This is a genomic window from Janthinobacterium sp. MP5059B (genome assembly GCF_001758645.1).
GTDB lineage: Bacteria > Pseudomonadota > Gammaproteobacteria > Burkholderiales > Burkholderiaceae_D > Janthinobacterium > Janthinobacterium lividum.
This window is the reverse complement of record NZ_LRHX01000006.1, coordinates 1,008,592-1,032,997: the sequence shown is the minus strand read 5'-3', so window position 1 is coordinate 1,032,997 and position 24,406 is coordinate 1,008,592. Positions and strand designations below refer to the sequence as shown.

Annotated in this window: 23 protein-coding genes; 15 read left to right on the top strand and 8 right to left on the bottom strand. The window is 60.4% G+C overall.

Annotated features, from left to right (window positions below):
• Window positions 1-62 precede the first annotated feature (62 nt).
• The gene (locus JAB1_RS09155) at window positions 63-938 is read left to right on the top strand and encodes a hypothetical protein (RefSeq protein ID WP_070279557.1); all 876 of its coding nucleotides are present in this window, start codon (window positions 63-65) and stop codon (window positions 936-938) included.
• A gap of 67 nt (window positions 939-1,005) precedes the next feature.
• Complete coding sequence (locus JAB1_RS09150) at window positions 1,006-2,139, top strand: HAMP domain-containing sensor histidine kinase (protein WP_083299637.1); 1,134 nt, start codon at window positions 1,006-1,008, stop codon at window positions 2,137-2,139.
• A 67-nt stretch (window positions 2,140-2,206) separates the two neighbouring features.
• Here JAB1_RS09150 and JAB1_RS28710 read toward each other — a convergent pair whose 3' ends face one another.
• Together JAB1_RS28710 and JAB1_RS28705 are read right to left on the bottom strand one after the other, a co-directional pair.
• Window positions 2,207-3,661 (bottom strand): AAA family ATPase, encoded by a 1,455-nt coding sequence (locus JAB1_RS28710; protein ID WP_139144495.1) that lies wholly within the window; start codon window positions 3,659-3,661, stop codon window positions 2,207-2,209.
• The gene (locus JAB1_RS28705) at window positions 3,658-4,962 is read right to left on the bottom strand and encodes a DUF262 domain-containing protein (RefSeq protein ID WP_139144494.1); all 1,305 of its coding nucleotides are present in this window, start codon (window positions 4,960-4,962) and stop codon (window positions 3,658-3,660) included. The genes JAB1_RS28710 and JAB1_RS28705 overlap by 4 nt, the downstream gene beginning before the upstream one ends.
• Window positions 4,963-5,171: 209 nt before the next feature.
• Between JAB1_RS28705 and JAB1_RS09145 the strand changes: the two genes are divergently transcribed.
• The 6 genes from JAB1_RS09145 (at window position 5,172) to JAB1_RS09120 (ending at window position 11,319) form a co-directional block, all read left to right on the top strand.
• The gene (locus tag JAB1_RS09145) at window positions 5,172-6,626 is read left to right on the top strand and encodes a circularly permuted type 2 ATP-grasp protein (RefSeq protein WP_052140579.1); all 1,455 of its coding nucleotides are present in this window, start codon (window positions 5,172-5,174) and stop codon (window positions 6,624-6,626) included.
• Complete coding sequence (locus JAB1_RS09140) at window positions 6,620-7,564, top strand: alpha-E domain-containing protein (RefSeq protein ID WP_034787425.1); 945 nt, start codon at window positions 6,620-6,622, stop codon at window positions 7,562-7,564. Before JAB1_RS09145 ends, JAB1_RS09140 begins: the two co-directional genes overlap by 7 nt.
• Window positions 7,564-8,373: a transglutaminase family protein gene (locus JAB1_RS09135; protein WP_070279556.1), complete on the top strand. Its 810-nt coding sequence runs from the start codon at window positions 7,564-7,566 to the stop codon at window positions 8,371-8,373. Before JAB1_RS09140 ends, JAB1_RS09135 begins: the two co-directional genes overlap by 1 nt.
• 90 nt (window positions 8,374-8,463) lie before the next feature.
• Complete coding sequence (locus JAB1_RS09130) at window positions 8,464-9,342, top strand: peptidase (RefSeq protein ID WP_034787421.1); 879 nt, start codon at window positions 8,464-8,466, stop codon at window positions 9,340-9,342.
• A 108-nt stretch (window positions 9,343-9,450) separates the two neighbouring features.
• Window positions 9,451-10,791 carry an alpha/beta hydrolase gene (locus JAB1_RS09125; protein ID WP_070279555.1) on the top strand — a complete coding sequence of 447 codons (1,341 nt, stop codon included), beginning with the start codon at window positions 9,451-9,453 and terminating at the stop codon, window positions 10,789-10,791.
• Between the two features lie 102 nt (window positions 10,792-10,893).
• Window positions 10,894-11,319 carry a transcriptional repressor gene (locus tag JAB1_RS09120; protein WP_034787417.1) on the top strand — a complete coding sequence of 142 codons (426 nt, stop codon included), beginning with the start codon at window positions 10,894-10,896 and terminating at the stop codon, window positions 11,317-11,319.
• Window positions 11,320-11,331: 12 nt separating this feature from the next.
• Here JAB1_RS09120 and JAB1_RS09115 read toward each other — a convergent pair whose 3' ends face one another.
• Genes JAB1_RS09115 through zigA form a run of 4 tightly spaced genes read right to left on the bottom strand, consistent with a single transcriptional unit; the run spans window position 11,332 to window position 14,954 of the window.
• Complete coding sequence (locus JAB1_RS09115) at window positions 11,332-11,850, bottom strand: GNAT family N-acetyltransferase (protein ID WP_070279554.1); 519 nt, start codon at window positions 11,848-11,850, stop codon at window positions 11,332-11,334.
• A 44-nt stretch (window positions 11,851-11,894) separates the two neighbouring features.
• Complete coding sequence (locus JAB1_RS09110) at window positions 11,895-12,683, bottom strand: hypothetical protein (RefSeq protein WP_070279553.1); 789 nt, start codon at window positions 12,681-12,683, stop codon at window positions 11,895-11,897.
• Window positions 12,680-13,708, bottom strand: a complete 1,029-nt coding sequence (locus JAB1_RS09105; protein ID WP_070279552.1) for a GTP-binding protein — start codon at window positions 13,706-13,708, stop codon at window positions 12,680-12,682. The genes JAB1_RS09110 and JAB1_RS09105 overlap by 4 nt, the downstream gene beginning before the upstream one ends.
• A gap of 19 nt (window positions 13,709-13,727) precedes the next feature.
• Window positions 13,728-14,954: a zinc metallochaperone GTPase ZigA gene (zigA, locus tag JAB1_RS09100; RefSeq protein WP_070279551.1), complete on the bottom strand. Its 1,227-nt coding sequence runs from the start codon at window positions 14,952-14,954 to the stop codon at window positions 13,728-13,730.
• Between the two features lie 140 nt (window positions 14,955-15,094).
• On the opposite strand from zigA, the gene JAB1_RS09095 reads away from it, so the two are divergent.
• The 7 genes from JAB1_RS09095 (at window position 15,095) to JAB1_RS09065 (ending at window position 22,544) form a co-directional block, all read left to right on the top strand.
• Window positions 15,095-15,751 (top strand): ATP-binding cassette domain-containing protein, encoded by a 657-nt coding sequence (locus JAB1_RS09095; RefSeq protein WP_070279550.1) that lies wholly within the window; start codon window positions 15,095-15,097, stop codon window positions 15,749-15,751.
• On the top strand, window positions 15,748-16,944 hold the full coding sequence (locus JAB1_RS09090; protein WP_070279549.1) for an FtsX-like permease family protein: 1,197 nt from the start codon (window positions 15,748-15,750) through the stop codon (window positions 16,942-16,944). The genes JAB1_RS09095 and JAB1_RS09090 overlap by 4 nt, the downstream gene beginning before the upstream one ends.
• A 10-nt stretch (window positions 16,945-16,954) precedes the next feature.
• The gene (locus tag JAB1_RS09085; RefSeq protein ID WP_070279548.1) at window positions 16,955-17,422 is read left to right on the top strand and encodes a DUF3299 domain-containing protein; all 468 of its coding nucleotides are present in this window, start codon (window positions 16,955-16,957) and stop codon (window positions 17,420-17,422) included.
• The gene (locus tag JAB1_RS09080) at window positions 17,419-17,874 is read left to right on the top strand and encodes a TlpA disulfide reductase family protein (protein ID WP_070279547.1); all 456 of its coding nucleotides are present in this window, start codon (window positions 17,419-17,421) and stop codon (window positions 17,872-17,874) included. The genes JAB1_RS09085 and JAB1_RS09080 overlap by 4 nt, the downstream gene beginning before the upstream one ends.
• Window positions 17,875-17,957: 83 nt before the next feature.
• Window positions 17,958-20,060, top strand: coding sequence for a bifunctional 2',3'-cyclic-nucleotide 2'-phosphodiesterase/3'-nucleotidase (locus tag JAB1_RS09075; protein ID WP_070279546.1), 2,103 nt, complete (start codon window positions 17,958-17,960; stop codon window positions 20,058-20,060).
• Between the two features lie 56 nt (window positions 20,061-20,116).
• Entirely contained in the window at window positions 20,117-20,809 is a 693-nt protein-coding gene (locus JAB1_RS09070; protein ID WP_083299635.1) for a tetratricopeptide repeat protein, read from the top strand.
• A gap of 298 nt (window positions 20,810-21,107) precedes the next feature.
• A complete protein-coding gene (locus tag JAB1_RS09065) occupies window positions 21,108-22,544 on the top strand; it encodes a catalase (RefSeq protein ID WP_070279544.1) in 1,437 nt (478 codons plus the stop codon).
• Between the two features lie 89 nt (window positions 22,545-22,633).
• On the opposite strand, the gene JAB1_RS09060 is transcribed toward JAB1_RS09065, so the two are convergent.
• Window positions 22,634-22,981 carry a hypothetical protein gene (locus JAB1_RS09060; RefSeq protein WP_070279543.1) on the bottom strand — a complete coding sequence of 116 codons (348 nt, stop codon included), beginning with the start codon at window positions 22,979-22,981 and terminating at the stop codon, window positions 22,634-22,636.
• 170 nt (window positions 22,982-23,151) lie between these two features.
• On the bottom strand, window positions 23,152-24,333 hold the full coding sequence (locus tag JAB1_RS09055) for a S1 family peptidase (protein ID WP_230521657.1): 1,182 nt from the start codon (window positions 24,331-24,333) through the stop codon (window positions 23,152-23,154).
• Window positions 24,334-24,406 lie beyond the last annotated feature (73 nt).

Here is a 24,406-nt window from a genome sequence, read left to right as displayed (position 1 = left end):
CGGGAAGCTTTTTTTCCGCGTGCGCGCCTGTGCCGCAAGCCGCGCTTCAGCGACAATGCCGCATGAAACGATTCCCTGCCCTGCTGCTCCTGCTCTGCCTGTCCCTGCCTGCCGCGGCCCAAAAGCAAGCCGCCTGCCCGTATGCTGCCTGGAAAAGCGGCTTCAAGGGCGATGCGCTGGCGCAAGCCACGTGTTTGCTGCGCCCCGTCAAACTGTATGCGCGCCTGGGCGAGAGTGCGCCGCTGCCGGACTTCCTTGCCGCCCGCATCGGCCAGCGCACGGGCATCGCCCCGGCCCGGTTGCGCGCCTGGCTGGCGGAACAAGGCATCGCCGAGGCGGACGTGGGCGGCGCCGTTGACGCGCCCCTGTCGCGCGCCGTGGGCCGGCTGGCCGCGCCCATGGCCCGCTATTTCGTCATCCACGACACCAGCTACCCGAATTTCCTGCTTGACGCCATTCCCGGCCACATCAACGATGCCAGCTGGGACTTCAACGACTTCAGCTTGCGCAATCCGGCGCTGGGCGGCGGCCCGAAAGGCCATGTCTACGTGAACCGCCTGGGCGGTTCCTTGCAGGTGCGCGACTTTGGCACGGCCAGCTACGCCAGCAAGCTGGAAAAGGACAAGCCGTCGCTGACGGGCCTGTTCCTGCACGTGGAACTGGTGCAGCCGCGCAACTCCGTGCCCGGCGGCGGCAAGGGCAACGATGGCCTGGCACCCGATCCCGGCTTTACGCCTGCGCAATACGAGCGGCTTGCCCTGCTGTATATCGCCGCCAGCGTGCGCAGGGGCACGTGGCTGATCCCCGCCTTCCATGCCGTCATCGATACAGGGTTTGCGAATGGTCATGATGATCCACAGAACTTTTCGCTGGCCGAATGGTCTGCCTCGCTTTCCCGCCTCGATGCGGCCCTGCGGCAGGCCGATACTGGACAATAAGGCGTTTCCCCGGCGGCTGAATTGGCGCATACTATCGCAAGCATAGTCATTGCAGTCAGGAGTCCAGGTGAGTATTGCCACGGATCATCACGCGGGTCGCCAGGCCAGCGCACGCCAGCCATTGCAGCGCGCGCAGCGCATCTTTGCCATGCGCGACGCCGTCCTCAGCGCCTGGGAACAGCGCGTGCGCGCCAAGGTGCGCGGCGCCGACCAGTTGCTCACGCCCATACTCATCAATACCTTGCCCGCCTTTTTCGACAACCTGGCCGAAGCCCTCACCCCGGGCCACCCGCGCGAAAACGCCGCCAGCAACAGCAACGTGCCCGCCGTGCATGGCAAAGAACGGGCGCGCATGACCAATTACGGCCCGGAACAGGTGATCCAGGAATACCAGATCTTCCGCGACTGCTTCGCCGCCACCGCGCATGAGTCCGGCATCACCCTGCGCAGCAAGGATTGGCAGGTGATCAATGTGTCGATCGACTCGGGCATCCGCGAATCGATACGCGAATTTACCAGCATGCACGAAGGCTTCCGGCGCCGTATCGCGGCCGGCCTGTCGCACGACATGCGCAATCCCCTGGCCGTGATCAGCACCAGCGCCCAGCTGCTGCTCAGGCCAACCGACCCGGAACGGGTGACATTGCTGGCGCACAAGATTGTCGAGCACAGCAAGCGGCTCGACAGCATGATCGAGGAATTGCTCGATGGCCTCAGCTACCACCAGGGCCAGCAATTGCCACTGGTGCTGAGCCAGTTCGACGTGCTGCCGCTGGTGCACGCCGTGGCCAGCCAGGTCAACTTGCAGCGGCCGGGCAAATGCCAGGTCAGCGGGCAATCCGTCATCGGCTGGTGGTGCGAGAACTCGCTGCGGCGCGCGCTGGAAAACCTGCTCGGCAATGCGCTCAAGTATGGCGACGACGCGCCCATCAGCGTGCACGTGGAAGCGACCCACGAACGCCTGATCGTCACCGTCCACAATAGCGGGCGGCCCATCGCGCCGGAACAGGCCGAACGCATCTTTGACTACCTGCGCCGCGAGAACGACAGCCCCGCGCCAGGCTGGGGTATCGGCCTGCCCTTCGTGCAGAGCGTGGCGGAAAGCCACGGCGGCAGCATCGCCGTCGACAGCGCGGCCGAGACAGGCACCAGCTTCATCTTCGACGTGCCCGTCGATTGCCGCCCCTTTGTGCCTAGTTAAATGACAGTTCGTAATCTATGCATTTGCCTAATTACAAAATACTATTTTCAATTAACTTCCATTTTATTTAAAAACAACACTTTTCTAGATTATTTAAGAAATCAGAAACAATATCCTTATTCTCCGGAGCATTGGCCCAATGATCACAAATCCGGCTTAAAATGTCAGATAAATTCTTATTTAATGATTTTGAAAATTCCAAAAAATAGTCATGATGATCACATCCTGCAGCCGATGCCTGAGCCGCTAAAACTTCCTGACTTCCAATTCCAAGAATTATAGCTAATTGAAGTGTTGTTTTGCTCTTTGCATAATCTATCAAAAACACTTCCGGCGCTGTACCGCTTGGCAAAAAACAATATTTCTTTTCATGTAATTTCCCTTCATACTTACCTATGCAATCTCCATCAAATACTCCAACAAAAGAAAAATCCAAAATATTATTAGGGAATCTAAGTAAATCTTGGAGTATATCTCCATCAGAGCCAGAGCAGCAATAATAAAAATTATCTTGATTTACTCTCCTAGACATTTTCAAAAGAGATTTAAGTAGCAACTCTGCAGCATAATCCTCATATAATAAAACCCCAATTTTTTTTGCAGTTAGTCCAAGCAATTTAATTGGCTCACTATTGTCTGCTGCCATAGAGCATCTTGTTCCGTCATGAGTACTTCGCATTATATGAACATTAGACAACGGAAGCTTTTTCAAAATATGCTCCGAATGACTGCTTAAGATAATCGATATATCCATTGTGGCAGCTGTCATTGCAAGCACATCACTAAGTCGTTCCTGAGTTGACGGTGGCAAAAAACTCTCGGGTTCCTCTATGAAAAGGATTTTGTTTCCGATAGATTTTTTCATATGATCGACCAGCCAGTACAAGTAAAACAATGACAACTCACCTAGCCCCATGTTTCGACTGTCATAATTAGCAAAGCCATTCTTAACAATAAAAAATGGAAGTCTAGGGAAATTTTGAAAATCGTCCTCAATATTAATAATTAGAACTTCACTGTATTCGCCATGGGTTAAGAAATTTATTAAACGAAGATCGTCATCACTGCAACGTATTGGACTATAGCTTTCCAGTAATTCCTCCAAATTATCTTGATCGACAAATAATTTTTGCACTGATGGGATTAGTGTGCAGGGATCAAACATAAAACCCACAACACCATCAATTGATATCGAATCATTTCCGAATGTGAAATCAATTTCTGAAACCACATCATTGACCTTCATTTCAATCTTAACCTTACCCTCTGCGAGTAACGGCATAGAAAATTTCGCTCTATTACTATCATCGGATATAAATATATTATATAGCGATCTTATGAAATTACTTTTCCCAATACCATTCCTTCCGACAAAAGCATTAAATCCCTTTTTGAAATTAACAGACATTCCATTTAATATACTTCCATTCTCATATGTTGCTTTTGAAATGGATGCGGAATAATTTCGTCTAAATGTTGTTTTCCAATGATCGTCTAAATGTGCACGGCGAAGATTAATCACAGAATTACACCCCACTCAAGAGTTGCAATTAATTTAGATAACTGATCTTCCGGTGATCCTTTTGCAGCGCCAGACATGAAGTAATAAAATGTTTTTGAAATAGATGACAACCTAGTATCACCATTGGAAAAATCTTTATTTTTTATGGAAAATATACCCCACAAGATTATGTCTCTTAAAATAACAGAGGAAACATCCGCAACTCTAGAACTTGCCCTATCTTGATAAATTTGGATGGTTTGAAAAGTCTGCGTTGAGGCAACACCACTCAATCCTGTGTCAACAAAAGAAAATCCGTCTGCTTGCTCTCGCAAACTTTCAAAAAAATCAAAATATTCAATTGCCAAGTCAAAGCTTCCAGTTTTTTTGTGTATACCGTATATAAATATTAACCAAGTAAATATTGTTGCCTTATTTAATTTGGTTTTATCATTTCGCATTCCAATGCAATCTCGCAAGGCATTTAAACAAAGCGCGACATCCTCCACCAACATCTTATCAAACCCGGTTGACTCTCTATATCTAGCAGTTACACTATTTGCAGTATGTTTCACCGTTAAAGTTCCCATCTCTAACGTTAATAAGAACTTAGCTAGCACATCATCATAAGCCATGCGCGAATTGGAAAAACCTATCAGTTCACTTGTGAATCCAAGCTCGAGCATATACTCAGCCAACTCCTTGACTTGCTGTCTCGCCTCACCAAAATATGCATTTCTTTGCTCTGCAGAGGTAAGGTTTGTTGGTTGGTTCAGTCTGTAAAACAACTCCCCTGGCTCTCCTGGCTGATAGTCTGAAATTGTCAACAGTCGAACAGTGAAGTCCTCTATTCTAGACTGTAATTCTTGTGTTAAATCATTCCAGAAAAAGCCATCTAAGGATTTGATTGTGGATTCCAGCGGAGCCTGCTCGCCATTAATTGGAAATTCATTCTGCATGAAATCTCGAATTGCTGCCAACCGTTGCTGACCATCAAGTACTTCTTGTTTATCACTATTTGGGATTTGAATTACATGAATAGGTGGGATGTGCCATCCACGTAAAATACTATCAATCAGACGTTGTTTTTTCCCTTTACCCCAAACTTCACCTCGCTGAAAATTTGGCTGCAAATCTAAACGTGCTTGTTTAATTTTTCGGTAGAGAGTTGCGATATCTGGATCTGATGGAGTTAAATGCATTTTTTCCTCTAAGGTAATTTCATAAATATCGCAAATGATATTTGCAAATAGAATTGCAAATTTATATAGTCTTTGGAATTTTAATTTCTTTTCTGCAATAATGCAACAATCCGCGCGCAATGTTGTTCTTTGAATTTGCTAAATAGTCATTTTTGATAGCCATACGTTGTTGCAAAAAATGATCCAAAATGGTATCCAAACCGCACGAAAATGGTGCAGCGAATGGCGCGACGCCACAAAAGTGGTCATATTTACACCTGTTCACGCCCGCCTTGTTGGCACGCTTCCTGCTGAGCTATGCATAGACACGGCTCAAGGGAAATCACAACATGGCAAATTTTTTCAATGAAATGACTGCAAATGAAGTGGGTACGGACAGCAAGGTACGTGAACACTATCGTGAATTCAGCAACTGGCTGGAGCAGCAATCCCCCGAGACCATCGCCCGCAAGCGGGCCGAAGCCGACCTGACGTTCCGCCGGGTCGGCATCACGTTCGCCGTGTACGGCGACGATGCCGGCACGGAACGCCTGATTCCCTTCGACACCATCCCGCGCATCATCCCCGCCACGGAATGGGCGCAGATGCAGACTGGCCTGGTACAGCGCGTGCAAGCCTTGAACATGTTTATCCATGATATTTATCATGAGCAAAACATCATCAAGGCGGGCATCATCCCCGCCGAGCAAATCTACAAGAATGCCCAGTACCGCCCGGAAATGCAGGGTATTTCCGTCGCCTCCGACATTTACGCCCACATCGCCGGCGTCGACATCGTGCGCGCCGGCCAGGGCGAATTCTATGTGCTGGAAGACAATCTGCGGGTGCCGTCCGGCGTGTCCTACATGCTGGAAGACCGCAAGATGATGATGCGCTTGTTCCCCGAACTGTTCGCCCGCAACCGCATCGCCCCCGTCGACCATTACCCGGACATGCTGCTCGACAACCTGCGCTCCGTCGCGCCGATGGGCGTCGATGACCCGACGGTTGTCGTCATGACGCCCGGCATGTACAACTCCGCCTACTTCGAGCACGCGTTTTTGGCCCAGCAAATGGGCGTGGAACTGGTCGAAGGCAAGGATCTGTTTGTCAACGATAATTCCGTGTACATGCGCACCACGCGCGGGCCCAAGCGCGTCGACGTGATCTACCGCCGCGTCGACGACGATTTCCTCGATCCGCTGGCCTTCCGTTCCGACTCCTCGCTGGGCGTGCCGGGCCTGCTGTCCGTGTATCGCGCCGGAAGAGTCACGCTGGCGAACGCCATCGGCACGGGCGTGGCCGACGACAAGTCGATTTATCCTTTTGTGCCCGACATGATCAAGTTTTATCTGTCGCAAGAGCCGATACTCAACAACGTGCCGACGTATCAGTGCCGCAAGAGCGCCGATTTGTCGTATGTGCTGGCGAACCTGGCGAAACTCGTCGTCAAGGAAGTGCATGGCGCGGGCGGCTACGGCATGCTGGTGGGGCCGGCGTCCAGCCTGGCGCAGATCGAGGATTTCCGCCAGCGCCTGCTGGCCAATCCGGGCGGCTACATCGCCCAGCCCACGCTCGCCCTGTCCGCCTGCCCAACGTATGTCGAGGCCGGCATTGCGCCGCGCCACATCGATTTGCGCCCGTTCGTGCTGTCCGGCAAGACAATTTCCATGGTGCCCGGCGGCCTGACCCGCGTGGCGCTGGGCGAAGGCTCGCTGGTGGTCAACTCCTCGCAAGGGGGCGGCACCAAGGATACCTGGGTACTGGAACCAACATCCGTGTTTGCAGGAGAAAAAGCATGCTGAGCCGCACCGCCGATCATTTGTTCTGGATGGCCCGCTACACGGAGCGGGCGGAAAACACGGCGCGCATGCTCGACGTCAACATGCAAACCTCGATGCTGCCCCAATCCGAGCAGGATGCGGAACAGGGCTGGCGCGCCACCTTGGGCATTTCCGAGCTGCAAAGCGCGTATGACCACAAATATGGCCGCTTCCATACGCGCGACGTGCTTGACTTCATGGTGCGCGATCCGAACAACCCGTCGTCCATCCTCGCCTGCCTGACGGGCGCGCGCGAAAACGCCCGCGCCGTGCGGGGCACCTTGACGACGGAAGTATGGGAAATCCAGAACGCCACCTGGCTCGACATGCAGAAGCGCCTGAAAAGCAATCTGCTGGAAACGGACCCCAGCCAGTTCTTCGAATGGGTCAAATACCGCTCGCACCTGTCGCGCGGCGTGACCCTGGGCACCATGCTCAAGGACGAAGCGATCCATTTCATCCGCCTGGGCACCTTCCTCGAGCGGGCCGACAACACGGCGCGCATCCTCGACGTGAAGTTCCACGGCGCGCGCGACACGTCGAAAGACATCACGCAGCGCGATTTTTACTACTGGGCGGCGCTGCTGCGCTCCGTTTCCGGCTTTGAAATCTACCGCAAGGTGTACCGCGACGTCATCACCCCGGCGCGGGTGGCGGAATTGCTGATGCTGCGCGGCGACATGCCCAGGTCGCTTTTGGCCTGCATGGATGACGTGGTGGAAAATCTCAAGCATATCCGCAACGATGTATCCGCCGATACGGAGCGTTTCGCTGGCAAACTGCACGCGGAGCTGAAATTCGGCCATATCGACGACATCATGAAGGCGGGCTTGCACCATACATTGACGGAATTTCTGGAAAACATCTATGACCTGGGCAACCGGGTCAGCCGCGATTTCCTCGTTCCCTTGGCGGCCTGATGCAGCTCACCATCCGCCACGAAACCCATTACGCCTACAGTGCGCCGCTGGCCTACACCATCCAGCAGCTGCACCTGACGCCGCGTATCGAGCCGCAGCAGCGGGCCCTGTCCTGGCAAATCACCACGCCGGGCCAGTGCCACGCCTACACGGATGCCTACGGCAATCTGTCGCACATGCTGACGATCAACGGCAGCCATCACTCCCTGAGCCTGGTAGCGCATGGCGTGGTGGAAACCATCTACCCGCACAAGGGACGGCTGAACCTGGTCGATACCTTGTCGCCGCTGCTGTTTACCATGCCGACACCGCTGACGCAGGCCAATCCCGCCATCCTCGAGCTGAGCGCCGCCAGCCTGCCGGACCGGCGCGTGACGGCGGGCACGGGCCACTTGCTGCGCCTGGCCGAGCACATCGTCGGCAAGGTGGCGTATGAAAGCGGTGCCACCATGGTCACCACCACGGCGGGCGACGCGCTGGCGCTGGGGCGCGGCGTGTGCCAGGACCACGCCCATCTGTTCCTCGCCTGCTGCCACGCCTGGGGCATCCCGGCCCGCTACGTCTCCGGCTATATCGATCCGGGCACGACGGGTCACGCGGCCAGCCATGCCTGGGTCGACGCCTGGACGGAAGACACGGATTTCGCGGGCTGGGTCAGCATCGATGTCACGCATGCGCGCCTGATGACGGATGCGTATTGCCGCCTGGCCATCGGACGCGACTACGATTCAGCGGCCCCCGTGCGCGGCGTGCGCCAGGGTGGCGGCACAGAAACATTACGGGTCGATGTGCAGATCGTGCCTGTATAAACGGCAGGAATGAGGCTGGCCGGGCCTTGCAAGCTGGTTGCCAGGCCCGGCTGGTGTAGAATGCTACCCCTTTTGACTTGATTTACGACGATGACTTATTGCATAGGCATGCGCCTGAACGAAGGCCTGGTCTTCCTGTCCGACTCCCGCACGAATGCCGGCGTGGACCAGGTGGGCACCTTCCGCAAGATGAGCGTGTTCGAGAACCCGGGCGACCGCATGCTGGTCCTGATGACGGCCGGCAACCTGTCGATCTCGCAGGCGATCCGCCAGATCGTTTCCGAACACGTGGATGCGGACGGACGCAGCATCTGGAACGTGGCCAGCATGTACGATGCGGCGCGCATCGTGGGCGAAGCCGTGCGCACCGTGCACCTGCGCGAAGCGAAGGCCCTGGCCGACTGCGGCATCGATTTCAATGTCAGCATCATTTTAGGCGGCCAGATCGGCGCCGAGCGCTGCCGGCTGTTCCAGGTGTATTCGGCCGGCAATTTCATCGAATCGCACGATGAAAACACGTATTTCCAGATCGGCGAAGCGAAATACGGCAAGCCCATCATCGATCGGGTCATCAACCCGTTCACGCGCCTGGACGAGGCGGCCAAGTGCGCCCTCATTTCCATGGATTCGACCTTGCGCTCGAACATTTCCGTCGGCTTGCCGCTTGATCTGCTCGTCTACGAGACGGGCAGCCTGGCCGTCACGCGCTTTGTCACCATCGATGAAAAGAACCAGTATTTCCGCATGATCCGCGACACCTGGGGCGAGCAATTGAAACATGTGTTCGAAGGCATCGTCGACCCCGTGTGGAATGCGGCGCCGGAGACCACCACGAATGTGCTGTCGTCCACCAACATGCACAGCAAGCCAGTGCGCGTGGCCATCCCCGAACACGTGAGCCGCGGCGGCCTGACGGTAGCACCCCTGCAGTCGCTGGCGCAGCAGTTCAGCGACGACAAGCAGCATTGACCGTAGCCGCGCCCGCTGCATGGGGCGCTGGACAAATCGCTTTTCGCGTGCTTTTATGGCAATATGGATTGACATTCGATCCAGATTGACCTGAAAGGCAGGTGGCGCATGGACTTGATCACTTCCGCTGTCGTGGCAGCCATCGGGCATGGCGCGCCCGGCCGCGCTCCCGAAGCCGTCGCCAGCCACTATGCGCGGCTCAAGCAAGCCATCGCCAAGTTCGACAGCGCCGCCGCCATCCTCGCCGCCATCGCCGCGCTGGAAGCCGACCCTGCCGATACCCGGCTGCAACTGGCCCTGTCGGCCGCTCTGTCCAGCGAAAAAGTGCCCGATGACATGGAAACCCTGTTTGCCGCGCAAGGCTTGCTCGATGCGCTGCAGCGGCCCTTCCCCCAGGTTCCCGACGTGGAAGCCGTGCCCGACCCGGCCGATAAAAGCGCCGTCATCTCGAATTATGCGGTGCTAAAGGTGTATTTCGCCACGGACCGCCAGCGCGATGTGGGCAAGCCGCCGGCCCAGCGCTTCAGCGGCGAACGCAACATCATGGGCGGCAATGGCCCGCTCAGCTATGGCAGCTGCGACATCAGCATCCCCCGCGACCACCGCATGGGCCAGCTGGAATCGCCGTCGCTGTGGCGCCTGGAGTTTCGCGACGATCCGGCCAAGCACGTGGTGCTGCTGTCGGCCGAGGTGCAAGACCGCGACAACTTCTTTGCCGCCTTGAAGACCCAGATCCGCGCCTCGGCCGGCAAGAGCACCTTTATCTTCGTGCATGGCTATAACGTGAGTTTCGAGGATGCGGCACGGCGCACGGGACAGATGGCCTACGACCTGGGCTTTGACGGCGCGCCCGTGTTCTACAGCTGGCCGTCGCGCGGTGAGGTGGCCGGCTACACCATCGATGAAAACAATATCGAGTGGAGCACGCCTCACCTCACCAGCTTCCTGGCCGACTTTCTCGCCAGCACGGAGGCGGCGCAAGTGTATCTGGTCGGACACAGCATGGGCAGCCGCGGCCTGGCGCGCGCCAGCTGCGACTTGCTGGCCGCGCAGCCGCAGCTGGCGCAAAAGATTACGGAAATCATCTTGTCCGCGCCCGATATCGACGCCGCCATCTTCAAGCACGATATCGCACCGAAACTGGCCGCCGCGCGCAACCCCGTCACCTTGTATGCCTCGTCGCAAGACCTGGCCCTGGCCGCTTCGAAAGCCGTGCACGGCTACCGGCGGGCGGGCGACAGCGGCGCCGGCATGCTGATCGTGGCGGGCGTGGAAACCATCGATGCCAGCGGGGTCGACACGAGCTTCATGAAACACGCGTATTTCGCGGAAAAGCGCTCCGCCCTGTCCGACATGTTCTATCTGATACGCAACCATGCGCGCGCCGACCAGCGCTTTCTCGACCCCGTCGATACGGTGGCCGGCCGCTATTGGACGTTCAAACCATGACGCCGTTCCATCCGGTGCGGCACGCATGCTAAGATACGGCCCAGAGGGTGGCAAAGGCACGGCGATGACGCCGCCAGCCGATCCCCCGCAAGCAGGCCTATCATGTTGACATCATCTTCTACACCGCAAGCCGAATCGCTGATCCGCAACACCAACGCCCGCGTCACCAAGACGCGCGTGAAGGTGCTCGACTTTTTAATGGCGCAAAGCCGTTCGCTGACCCACCATGAAATCCAGCAGGCGCTGTCCCAGGACAGCGATATCGATTCCGTCACCCTGTACCGGGTACTGGAATGGCTGACGGAAAATGAACTGGTGCACCGCATCGCCGGTGCCGACCAGGTGTGGCGCTTCAGCGCGGGCGCAGGCCACCAGGCGCACGAGCACGCGCACTTCCAGTGCACCAAATGCGCGAACGTCACCTGCTTCAATGAAGTCAAGCTGCCCCCGCCCGTGCTGTTGCCGGAAGGTTTCAGCGGCGGCGAAGTCGATTACCTGATCAAGGGGCTGTGCCCGCGCTGCAAGTAAGCGGCAGCAGCATTACCTGATCAATAAAGCCAGGTGATGCTCGTCGTAAAACAAGTCGCCCACGCGCATCGAGCGCGGTTCCGTGCCATACGCGATAAATCCCAGCGATTCATACAGGCGCAAGGCGGCATTGTTTTCCGCATTCACGCTCAAGTGCACTTGCATGACGGCAGGATCCGTCTCGGCCTGCTCGATGCAGGCGTTCACGAGACGCCGCGCCACGCCCTTGCCCCGCTGCGCCACATCGACGAACACCCCCCACAGCAAGGCCTTGTGCGACAGTTGCCGCATGGATTCGCGCCGCAAGCCGGCAAAGCCGACCAGGCGTTCGCCATCGAAGGCGCCGAACGCCCGGTGCAACGGGCCGCCGGCGATGCGCTGCGCATGTTCTTCAGGCGTGCGCGCCAGCTCATCCTCGCGCGACGAGGAAAACGAGCTGGGCGAATCGAGGATGGCGCGCAGGCGCAGCGCGCAAAAGGCGGCGGTGTCGGCCGGCGTCAGCAGGCGAATAACGATTTCAGGTGCGGGCATGGTGGAATCCGGCAGTTTTTTTCCATTATACCCACGCCCCCGCCTCAGGCACGCACGCGGCGCAAACCCAGCAAGGTCCAGCCGTACAGGGTCGCCATCAGCAGCACCATGGCCGCGCCCAGGGCCGCCGTCCAGCTTTCCGGCAGCGACCAGGCGGAATCGAGCTTGCCGGCAATCATGTAGGCGGCCATGGCCACGCAGATGGCGACGATGGGCCAGCCCAGGCGGCGCCGGAAGGCGCGCACGAGGTCAATCTGGCCGGTGCGCATGACTTTTGCCGTGACCCAGCCATCGAAGGTATCCGTCACGCCCATGCCCACAGCAAACACCAGGCCGGTCAGCAAGGCTGGCTGCATGCCGCCCAGCGCGACGGCCGCATAGCCCCAGGCGGCGGCTTGCAGGGCCGTGTCGAAGACCAGCGCGAACAGCATGCCGACGAGGATGGCGGCGAGCGGCCCGGATGCGCGCTGCAGCCAGCGTGGCAACAGCCGCCCGCGCACCTCGGCCAGTTGCGCGCCGGCCAGCAAGCTGCGCGCATTCATGCCGGCGATGAGCAGCAGCAAAACGATGGGCAGCCATTCCAGCCAGCCAAACACGGTTGGCGATGGCGTGAACTGCGCCGAGGCCAGGGCGGCCACGGCCACGATGGCCAGCACCGTGACGCCATGCCCCAGCGCAAACAGCGCGCCCATCCACGGCGCCCAGCGCGGCGATGCGGCCTGGCTGCGCAGGGTCAGGCCATCGACGGCGGCCAGGTGGTCCGGTTCCAGCCCATGCCGCATGCCGAGCAGGAAGATCAGCGCCAGGGCGGGCAAGCCCGCTTCCACGCTCATGCCGCCTCCCCGGCCATCACCTCGGCCATCATGCTCGCTGGGCTGGCGGCGCCGGCCACGCAACGGTCCAGGCCCCGCGTCAGCATATCCCGCGGCAAGTCGCGCCCGATAAAGATCATCTTGCTGGCGCGCGTCTCGCCGTCGCGCCACGGCGCGCCCAGTTCCGAGCCCATCAGCATGTGCACGCCCTGGAATACGGCCCGGCATGGCAGATCGGCAACATACAAAATGCCCTTGTAGCGCATCAGCTGGGTGCCGAACAGCTGCACCACGGCATCGAGAAAATTTTCCACCTGCAGCAGATCCAGGGGCTGGGACTGATGGTAGACGAACGATTGCACGCCGTCGCCATGGCGGTGCCCCAATTCTCCCAGGAAATCCGGCTCCAGCTCGACGATGGCATTCAAGTTGAAACCGCGGATGTTCAGGATGTCGCGCAGGGGCACATTGCCAAAGCGCACTTTCTGTATGCTGGCGCGGCCATTGATGGCGATCAGCCGTTGTCGTAGCGCGGCCAGCTCATCCTTGCTGACCAGGTCCGTCTTCGACAGCAGGATGCGGTCGGCAAAGCCCACCTGCTCCTGCGCTTCCTTGTGCGCCGTCAATTGCTGCTGCGCGTGGCGCGCGTCGACCACCGTCAATATGGCGTCGAGCATGTAGAATTCGCTGACGGACGGCTCCGCAAAGAAGGTTTGCGCCACGGGGCCGGGCGCGGCCAGGCCCGTCGTTTCGATGATCACGTGGTCGAAGGCGATTGCCCCGGCTGCCCGCCTGGCGTGCAGCTCGCCCAGGATACGGATCAGGTCGCCGCGCACGCTGCAGCAGATGCAGCCATTGTTCATTTCCACGATCTGCTCGTCGCTGTCCTGCACCAGCAAGCCATGGTCGATGCTTTCGGCGGCGAATTCATTTTCGATCACGGCGATGCGCACGCCGTGTTCGCCCTGCAATATGCGTTTGAGCAAGGTGGTTTTCCCGCTGCCGAGAAAACCCGTGATGATGGTGACGGGGATTAGTTCTGTCATATTGCTTTCCTATCGATGGTTAATCTTCAAGTTCTTCCATGCGTTGCCATTGGGGAAACGGGTCGGGCAGCTTGCGCCAGGCGGCCATGCCCTGGCGCGTTTCCGTATAGTTGAGTTGACATTTCTTCAAGTCTGCCTCGATGGCGGCCTGGTCCATGTCCTGGCCGATGAAAACCAGCTCCTGGTAGCGGTCGCCATACGTTTCACTCCAGCCCGCTTTGACTTCCGCCAGCGAGGCGGAGTCCGTCGGCCAGCGCTCCTTCGGCACGGAGGCCCACCACAGGCCCACGGGTTCGATATTCATCAGCTTGCCCGCGCCGGACAGGCTGGCTACCCATTCGGGACGGCTGGCCAGCCAGAAATAACCCTTGCTGCGCACCACGCCCTTGATCGGCTGGGCAATGTAATCGTGCAGGCGCTGCGCGTGGAACGGCTCCTTCGCCCGGTAGACGAAGCTGCTGATGCCATACGTTTCCGTCTCCGGCGTGTGGCTGCCGGCCAATTCCAGGGCCCAGCCCGGCATGCTGGCCGCCTGCTCCAGGTCGAACAAGTTCGTGCCCAGGATGGCGTCCAGCGGCACGATGGACTGGTTGGTTTCGATGATGCGCGCACCGGGATTGAGGGCTTTTAAAATGGCCAGCACGCGCAGGCGTTCGGCCGCATCGACCATGTCGACCTTGTTGAGGACGATGACATTGGCAAATTCGATCTGTTCCGTCAGCAAGTTGGCCAGCTGGCGGTCGTCGCCCTCGCCCGCGATCTCGCCGCGCTGCTCCAGGCTGTCTTCGCTATGGAAATCCGCCAGCAGGTTGGCGCAGTCCACCACGGTGACCATGCAGTCGATGCGCGCCACGTCGTTCAGGCTGTCGCCGTGCTCATCCTCGAAGTCGAAGGTGGCGGCCACGGGCATCGGTTCGCCCACGCCCGTCGATTCGATCAACAGATAGTCGAAGCGGTCTTCCGCGGCCAGGCGCCGCACTTCCAGCAACAGATCGTCGCGCAGGGTGCAGCAGATGCAGCCGTTGGACATTTCCACGAGTTTTTCTTCCGTGCGCGACAGGGCTGCGCCAGCCGCTGCGGCACTGTCTTTTACCAGCGAGGCGTCGATATTGACTTCGCTCATGTCGTTGACGATGACGGCCACGCGCTTGCCTTCGCGGTTGCGCAATATGTGGTTAAGCAAGGTGGTCTTGCCGGCGCCGAGAAAGCCGGACAGGACGGTGACGGGGAGTTTGCGTTGGGTCATGTGTATCTTTCGGATGGGGCGATCAGGTTGGCAATCAAGGAGGCTGCATTTCAAATGCAAGTCTATTGCGTTTGAATTATAATGCAGCTCAGTTGCATTTGTGCGGCAATCTTTGCCAGCTAGCCACCCGAAAGAATTCCATGCTCCACCTCGCCTCCCTGACCTATGGCTATGATCCAGCCTGCCCCGTGCTGGACATCGCCGCCTTTCACTTGCCCGCCGGGCGCCACGCGTTGCTGCTGGGGCCGTCCGGCTCCGGCAAATCCACCTTGCTGCATTTGCTGGCCGGCATCCTGGCGCCCCAGGCGGGCCGCCTCGACGTGGCAGGAACGTCCCTGCCCGAACTGACGCCACGCCAGCGCGACAGTTGGCGAGGCCGCGCCATCGGCTTGCTGCCCCAGCAACTGGCGCTGGTGCCCAGTTTGAACGTGCTCGACAATGTCTTGTTGCCCGCCTACGCCAGCGGCCAGCGGCCCGATCCGGCCCGCGCGGCCAGCTTGCTGGGCCAGCTGGGCCTGGCCAACAAGCTCGATGCCTACCCGCATGCCCTGAGCGGCGGCGAACGGCAACGGGCCGCCATCGCGCGCGCCGTCGTCATGCGCCCGCAACTGATCCTGGCCGACGAGCCGACGGATAACCTCGACGACGCCGCCTGCGCCGCCGTCGTCACCTTGATGGCTTGCCAGGCCGCGCAAGTTGGCGCCTCGCTGGTGATTGCCAGCCACGACGCCAGGGTGCTGGCCGCCCTGCCCGATGCTCTCGTGCTGCGCTTGCCCCGTGCCAGGGGTGCGGCATGAACGCGGCCACCCTGGCCTGGCGCGCCCTGCGCCACAAGCCGCTGGCGTCCAGCCTGAACCTGCTGCTGGTCGCCATCGGCATCGCCATGATGACGTTCATACTCGGCGTATCAAGCCAGCTGGAAGAGCACGCCGAACGCGATGCGCAAGGCATCGACCTGGTGGTGGGCGCGAAAGGCTCGCCCTTGCAGCTGATCCTGTCGTCCGTGTATCACGCCGATATTCCGACCGGTAACATTCCCGACGGCGCGCTGGCGGCGCTGGCCGCGCAGCCGCTGGTGAAATCGGCGATCCCGCTCGCGCTGGGAGACAACTTCCACGGTTTCCGCATCGTCGGCAGCACGACGGCGCTGCTCGACCACTATGGCGCGCACCTGGCGCAAGGAAAACTGTTTACGCAAGCCATGCAAGCCGTGTTCGGCGCCCGCGCCGCCCGCGACACGGGCGCCACCCTTGGCGCCAGCTTTGCCGGCTCGCACGGGCTGGCGGCGGGCGGCGAAGTGCACGAACACGCGCCGTACACGGTGACGGGCATCCTGGCGCCCACGGGCACGGTGCTGGACCGGCTGATCCTCACGCCCGTCGCTTCCGTATGGCAAGTGCATGAAACGGATCCCGATGAGCAGCCAGCCGTGCCAGCCGCCGCGCCCGAGCGCGAACTGACTGCCGTGCTGGTGCAATACGCATCTCCCCTGGCCGCGATCAGCCTGCCCCGCTGGGTGAACAGTCAGGCCCGCCTGCAGGCGGCGCAGCCCGCTTTCGAGGCGGCACGGCTGTTCAACCTGCTGGGCGTGGGCATCGATGTGCTGCGGGCGATTGCCGCCGGCGTACTGCTGGTGGCGGCCCTGTCGCTGTTCGTGGCGCTGTACGGCGCGCTGGAAGAGCGCAAGACCGACCTGGCCATCCTGCGCACCCTGGGCGCCTCGCCCGCCAAACTGCTGCGCTTGCTGCTGGCGCAAGGCTTGCTGCTGTCATTGACGGGCGCGGCGCTGGGCTGGCTGCTGGGCCATGCGGCCGTCGGCTTGCTGGGCTGGCTGGCATCGATGCAGGAGCTGAACCTGCAAGCCTGGCGCATTGTCCCCGGCGAAGCGTGGCTGCCCGTCATCGCCGTGGCAGTGGGTTTGCTGGCCGCCGCCATTCCCGCCGCGCGAGCCTACCGCACCGATATCGCGGCCACCCTGGCGCGTCCCTGAAAGGAAAGACATGCTGAAAATCATGCTATTGGGCGCTGGACTGCTGCTGACCGGCAGCGCCGCAGCGGCCCCCGCCGACGAGCCGCCGTCGTTCTTCGCCCCCTTGACGGACTTGCCCGGCGTCGTCTCGTGGAAATTGCTGGGTCAGGCCACCACGGTGAAGGCGAAAAAGGGCCGCATGGTGCCGAAATACACGCCGGAAATCAGCGCGCTCGACAATACTGACGTGAAAGTGCAAGGTTTCATGATGCCGCTGGAACCTGGCCAGAAGCAGAAACACTTCCTGCTGACCGTCACCTCGGCCAACTGTCCCTTTTGCCTGCCGGCCGGCCCGGAAGGCGTGGTGGAAATCAAGAGCCGGACACCCGTGAAATTCAGCTATGCGCCCTTCATCGTGCAAGGCAAGCTGAAGGTACTGGCCAGCGATCCCATGGGCCTGTATTACCGCATGACGGACGCGGCCGTGGTGCCGCAATGACACGCTGGCCGGCATTATTGCTTTTGCTGGCCGGCCATGCGGCTGCCGCACCGCTGTCCTTCGACCTGCCCCGCCTGGATGCCGGTGGCAAGCTGCGCCTTGATCAATTCCACGGCCGGGCCGTGGTGCTGAATTTCTGGGCCAGCAATTGCCTGCCTTGCATCCAGGAGTTGCCGATATTCAACGCCCACGCCGCCAGCCAGCCGACACTCCCCGTCATCGGCATCGCCATCGACACGCGGGCGGCCGCGCAAGCGTTCCTGCGCAGCCACCCGGCCAGCTATCCCCAGGCCCTGGCCGCGCCCGCCTTGCTGCCCATCTTTGGCAATCAAATCAAGGGCTTGCCGTACACAGTGATTGTAAATTCTGAACATCGGATCTGCATCCGGCGCCTGGGACCGGTCGATGCTGCCTGGCTGGCCACGGCCGCGACCGCCTGCGCGCAGCCCTGATTCCATGCGCCTTGCACGGCTGTCATCGCCGCGTCATATGGCGGCGTTACAGTCGCGTCCTTTGAATCTCTCCGAGGGCGGTAATGAAAACAAATTGTGTCATGCTGGCGGCGCTGGCAAGTGTGGGTCTCGTTGCTTGCAACGGCAGTTCAAATACGCCGGCCGAGCCGGCCATTCCCGAAGGCACGACGGTCACCGTGGCATTGCTGGAAACCACGGATATCCACTCGAATGTCCTCAGCTATAACTACTATGCACTGGCCGAAGACACGAGCCTGGGCCTGGAGCGCACGTCGACCCTGATCCAGGCGGCGCGCGCGGAAAATCCGAACAATGTGCTGCTCGACGATGGCGACGTCATCCAGGGTACCTTGCTGGCCGACCTGCAAGCCGTGGCGGCGCCCGTGCCCTGCTCCGGCACGCTGGCCGTGCACAAGGCCATGAACGCGCTGAAATACGATGCGGGCGGCATGGGCAACCATGAATTCAACTATGGCTTGCCCTACCTGAGCCAGATCACCAACACGGATTTCGGCATTCCCGGCGTGGCCAAGCCGACGGGAACGTGCGGCGCGCCAGCCTTCCCTTCCGTGCTGAGCAATGTCGTCGGCGTGTCCAGCGGCAAACCCATCTTCCAGCCCTACACCCTGCTGCCTCGCGATTTCGCCGCCACGGCGCCCGATGGCAGCAAGCTGACCGTGAAAATCAATGTGGGCGTGCTGAGCTTTGTGCCGCCGCAAATCCTCGAATGGGATCAAAAAGTGCTCGCTGGCAAAGTCAGCGTGACGGGCGTGCAGGAAGCGGCGAAACAATACGTGCCGGAATTGCGCAACAAGGGTGCCGACCTCGTCGTGGCCCTGTCGCATGGCGGCCTGGACACGAGCGCCTACAGTCCGAAGATGGAAAACGGCAGCTATCATTTGACCAGCACGGGCATCGACGCGCTGATGATCGGCCACTCGCACTTGATCTTCCCGAAAGGCAAGGAAGAAGGCGCGGCCGCGCTGGACGCCTCGTTTACCGCCTTCCCCGCCAGCGCGAAGATCGACGCCGTCAACGGCTTTGTGAACGGCGTGCCCACCGTCATGGCGCAAAGCTGGGGCCGGCGCTTGGGCATCATCAAGCTGACGATGGCTTATCAGGGCGGTAAATGGGTGGTGCAGCCGGCCAAGACGACGGTGGAATCGCGCGGCTTCAAGTACACGGATGGCAAGACCCTCGTGAAAGCCGACCCGGCCATCGCACCGCTGGTGGCCACCGAGCACGCGGCCACCATCGCCTACGCCAAGCAGCCGCTGGGCATCAGCACGGATTTCGAGATGTCCGCCTATTTTGCACTGGTGGGCGACGTGAGCGCCATCCAGCTGGTGAACCAGGCGCAGCTCGACTACGTGAAGAACTTCATTGCCACCAGCACGGATGCCACCTTGTCCAGCTACAAGAACATCCCCGTCATTTCCTGCAGCGCGCCGTTCAAGGCGGGCCGCAACGGGCCATCGGACTTCACGGACGTGGCCGCTGGCGCCTCCCCGGCCGCGCCGGTCGGCTTGCAAGTGCGCAATCCGGGCGACCTGTATTTGTATAGCAATAACAACCTGCAAGCCGTGAAGATCAAGGGCGCGGACTTGAAGGCGTGGCTGGAAACGTCGGCCAAACAATTCAACCAGATCGATCCGGCCAGCAGCGCCGAGCAAGACCTGGTGCCGTCGTATGGCACGATCTATAACTATGACGTGTTCTACGCGGAAAACAATGCGCTGACGTACCAGATCGACGTGACGAAAAAGCCGGGCAGCCGCATCGTCAACCTCACGTACAAGGGTGCGGCGGTGGCCGATGGCGATGACTTTATCGTCGCCACCAACGACTACCGCGCCGGTGGCGGCGGCGCCGTGCCTGGCATCGATGGCAGCAAGACCATCATCAAGTCGCCCGATGCGAACCAGGCCGTGGTGAGCAACTACCTGGCGTCGCTCAGCACCAAAGGCGGCAAGGTCACGCTGGCGGCCAATGGCAGCGCGCGCAGCTGGAGCTTCGTCAAGACGGCCACGGCCGGTCCCGTGATCCTGCGCTCGGCGCCGGGCCATCTGGCGCTGGCGCAAGGCAGCGGCATCAGCAACGTGGCGGCCGAAGGCGGCCTCGACGCCAGCGGCTTTGCCAAGTACCGCATCGACCTGAGCAAATAAGGTCCGAGGGCCGGAACCGCGGCAGTTCCGGCCTGTTTTGATGAAAGGTAATCCCAATGAAACACGCACTCTCCCTCCCCGCCGTCGTGCTGGCTGCAGCCCTGGCCGCCTGCCAGGCGTCGCCACCGCCCACGGCGGCGGAAATTGAAGCCGTCGCCATGCATGCGCGCCAGGCGGGCGACCACCAGGCCGAGCGCAAGGTCCGCAGCTGGGCCGGCAAGGACATGCCCGTCGCCGAGCGCGAACTGGCGCTGATCTACCAGCCCCGTGCCGAACGCCGCGCCGAGGCCCTGGCCTTGTTCGAACAGGCTGCCCGCGCCGGCGACACGGAAGCGGCCTTCGAACTGGGCCAGATGCTGCGCGCGGCCACGCCGGCCCAGGCCTGGCTGTGGTACCGGCAAGCGGCGCAGCAAGGCCATGCGAAGGCGGCATTGATGCTGGGCTTGCTGGCGGCGAATGGCGAAGGCGTGCCGAAAGATCAAGGTGAAGCGGCGCGCTGGCTGGACAAGTCGAGCGAGCTGGGCAATCCACACGCCATGTTCCTGCTGTACAACGCCTATCGCGAAGGCCGCGGCGTGCCGCGCGACCTGGCGAAAGGCCGCGAATTGCTGGAAGAAGCGGCCCACCATGAATACCCGCCCGCCATCCAGGAACTGGCCATGACGGTGCAGGCGGACGACGCCCTGCGCGCCGGCCACCTGATGAAGGAAGCGACGGAGCACCGGCATAACAATTGGAACCGTTTTTAAAAAACCGGGTTTTAAAATCTGGACAAAAGGCCAGTGGCGTAAGCTAGGCCTGTCTTTATATACTTGTAACTTGCAAGCGTGCGGGAGCGGCAGCCATTCAGCGCTTATGATACAAGGATGCCGCCTGTGCTTGCATGGGCGGCGTGGCAAGCCGTCTCGCACAAAAAGGTTTACACTGAAATTGCATTTTAGAAATTTTACTCTGGACCAGCCCCGGTGAGTGTTCATTCAACCCAGCCAGTGTTTGAGTAGCGCCGGTGCGTCCATTGCTCTGCCTAGCCATGAAAGAAAGAGTCCAATGAAAAAGCTGACCACTGCCTTTGGCGCGCCTGTAGTCGACAACCAGAACATCCAGACGGCCGGCCCACGCGGCCCCGCCCTGCTGCAAGATGTGTGGTTCCTGGAAAAGCTGGCCCACTTCGACCGCGAAGTCATTCCCGAGCGCCGCATGCATGCCAAGGGTTCCGGCGCGCACGGCACGTTTACCGTCACGCACGATATCACGCGCTACACGCGGGCGAAAATCTTTGGCGAAGTGGGCAAGAAAACGCCGATGTTCGCGCGCTTTTCCACGGTAGCCGGCGAACGGGGCGCGGCGGACGCGGAACGCGATATCCGCGGCTTCGCCCTGAAGTTCTACACGGAAGAAGGCAACTGGGACCTGGTCGGCAACAATACGCCCGTCTTCTTCATGCGCGACCCATTGAAATTTCCCGATTTGAATCACGCCATCAAGCGCGACCCGCGCACGGGCTTGCGCAGCGCCAACAGCAACTGGGACTTCTGGACCTCGCTGCCCGAAGCCCTGCACCAGGTGACGGTGGTGATGAGCGACCGTGGCTTGCCGCGCAGCTTCCGCCACATGCATGGCTTCGGCAGCCATACCTTCAGTTTCCTGAATGCGCAAAACGAGCGTTTCTGGGTCAAGTTCACGTTCAAGACCCAGCAAGGGATTCAAAATCTGACGGATGCCGAAGCCGAAGAACTGGTGGGCAAGGACCGCGAAAGCTCGCACCGCGACTTGTACGAGAGCATCGAAAACAAGGATTTCCCCCGCTGGACCCTGTACGTGCAGATCATGCCGGAAAAAGAGGCAGGCACCTATCACCTCAACCCGTTTGACCTGTCGAAAGTATGGCCGCACGGCGACTATCCGCTGATCGAAGTGGGCGTGCTGGAACTGAACCGCAATGCGGACAATCACTTTGCCGAAGTGGAACAAGCCGCCTTCAATCCGGCCAACGTGGTGCCAGGCATCAGCTTTTCGCCGGACAAGATGCTGCAAGGCCGGCTGTTTTCGTATGGCGACGCGCAGCGCTACCGCCTCGGCGTCAACCACAGCCATATCCCTGTCAACGCGCCGAAATGCCCGTTCCACAGCTATCACCGCGACGGCCAGATGCGGGTCGACGGCAACCAGGGCGGAACCTTGGGCTATGAACCGAACAGCGAGCAGGAATGGGCCGAGCAGCCCGATTTCCGCGAACCGCCGCTGAGCATCGAAGGCGCGGCCGACCACTGGAACCACCGTGTCGACGAGGATTACTATTCGCAGCCGCGCGCCCTGTTCCGCCTGATGACGCCGGCACAGCAGCAAGCCTTGTTCGACAACACGGCGCGCGCCATCTCGGGCGCTTCGGAACAAGTCAAGCAACGCCACATCGGCAACTGCACCCTGTGCGACCCTGCCTATGGCGCGGGCGTGGCTGAAGCGATCGGTCGCCTGAGCGAATAAGGCGGGCGGATAAGCGAAGCCGAAGGCCTGGCAACAGGTCTTCCTGCGGCTATGCGCAGCCCGGCGGCCTGGCCGTCGGGCTCGCCTACCTACCAGCGTTGGATGTCGATCTGGCCCGTGATGCTCGTCTCCACCGGATAGCCCTCGACCTGCAACGGTACGCGCCGCTTGACGGACGAGTCGCGCAAATACACGACGAGCGCTTCCTTGCCCACGGCCGTCTGCCCCAGGCTGACGCCTTCCACGCCATCGATGGCCATCAGCGCCCGCTCGTTGCGCCGCTTTGCCGCTTCCAGGCGGCCCGGGGGGGCGGCAGGGGCGCAGTATCCCTGGCCCGCGCCGCCCATTCCCTGTCCAGTGGCATCATCCGGCAAATACGGCATGGCGGCGTCCTCGAAGACGGCATGGGGCGATTGTGCGAATTTACTCTTTGACATGACAGACCCTCCTGATGCATTCCATGATACACCCGGCCATCCGGCGTTGCAGCACGCTTCGCCGGCCAGCACCGTGCGTGGCTGCTGCCCTTGACTCATATCATCATCGTGCAAAAGACAGTGTGATGCAAGGCGGCGCAATGCCGCCGCGCCATGCCCTTGCAGCGTGCTCAGGTGTATAAATTGATGTCGAGCGCCACCACCACCCGCCGCATCTGGTTGGCAAACGTGATATTGCCGCCACCGGCAAACAGCAGGCCGACGGGATTGCGCTGCTGGTTCCACGTCCAGATGGACGAGCCGGAATCGCCGCCCGCGCTGAATGCGCCGCTGACGCCCGTGATGGCGATCTGGTCCTGGAACAACGCGATCCTGCCGCCGCCGTAATTGACGTTGATGGTGGCACCCAGGCCCGTGATGCGGCCCTGCGTCAGTTGCGTCGTGCGACCGGACTTGCCAACCATCATGCCCAGCGCGGGCGCCACCAGCGCATTGCTGATGCGGAAGTACGCAGGCACGCCGCCGCTCAGGTAGACCAGTTCGGGGCGCACGCGGTCTGGCCAGGCCCAGCCGGTGGCGCAATCGACAAAATTGACGCCGCCGCTGAAATTGATGGGCACGAAACGCTCGAGCACGGCCACCTGGTCTTGCGGGCAGCGGCCGCCATCGATGGGGCCCGGCTGCACGATGCAATCGTTGAACACGCCGCCATTGGAATTGGCCAGCACGTGATTATTGCTAAGAATCATCAAACGGCTGTTGCGCGGCGCGCTGCGCCCCACGGCCAGGCAGCCGATGGTGCCGGCCGTGATGCGGAAATGCCCGACCGACACGCCGCCCGGCGCCGGACGCAAGCGGAAACGGTGCGGCTGCGCATCGATCACGCCCGTGACGACGATGTTGACGGGCACCCTGTCGCTAGACACGGCGCGCACGCCCATGGCCCCCACGATGGCGGCCTTGGCGCGGTCGACGGAAGTAGGCTCGGCCACGTACAGGGTCAGGGCCGGCAAGCCCGGCTCGCCGGACGAGCTGTCGCTAGCGCCCTCGCCCAGGCCGATGGACACGCCCTGGATATTGCCGCCGTCGCTGAAGGCGTCGGCCGCGCGCACGCCGCCCGCCTGGGAAATGCTTTGGCGCATGCCGTCTTCGATGCTGCGCTTGATTTCCAGCAATTCCATGCTGACGCCGCTCAAGGCGTCGGGCACGTCCGAGACGGACGCGCTCTCGATCGTATTATCGTCTTCGCCAGGGACGGAAAATTGGCCGACGGCCTCTTCATCGTCCGCGCTTTGTCCCCTGCCGCTGGCGCCAGGCGGGGCGCTGAAACCATTCTCGTTGCCTATCATCATGTTCTCCTCGTTGGTCGCCGCAAACCACCAGTCTGGACGGACCGCGCCGGCCGGTATTGATCTGGATTGAACT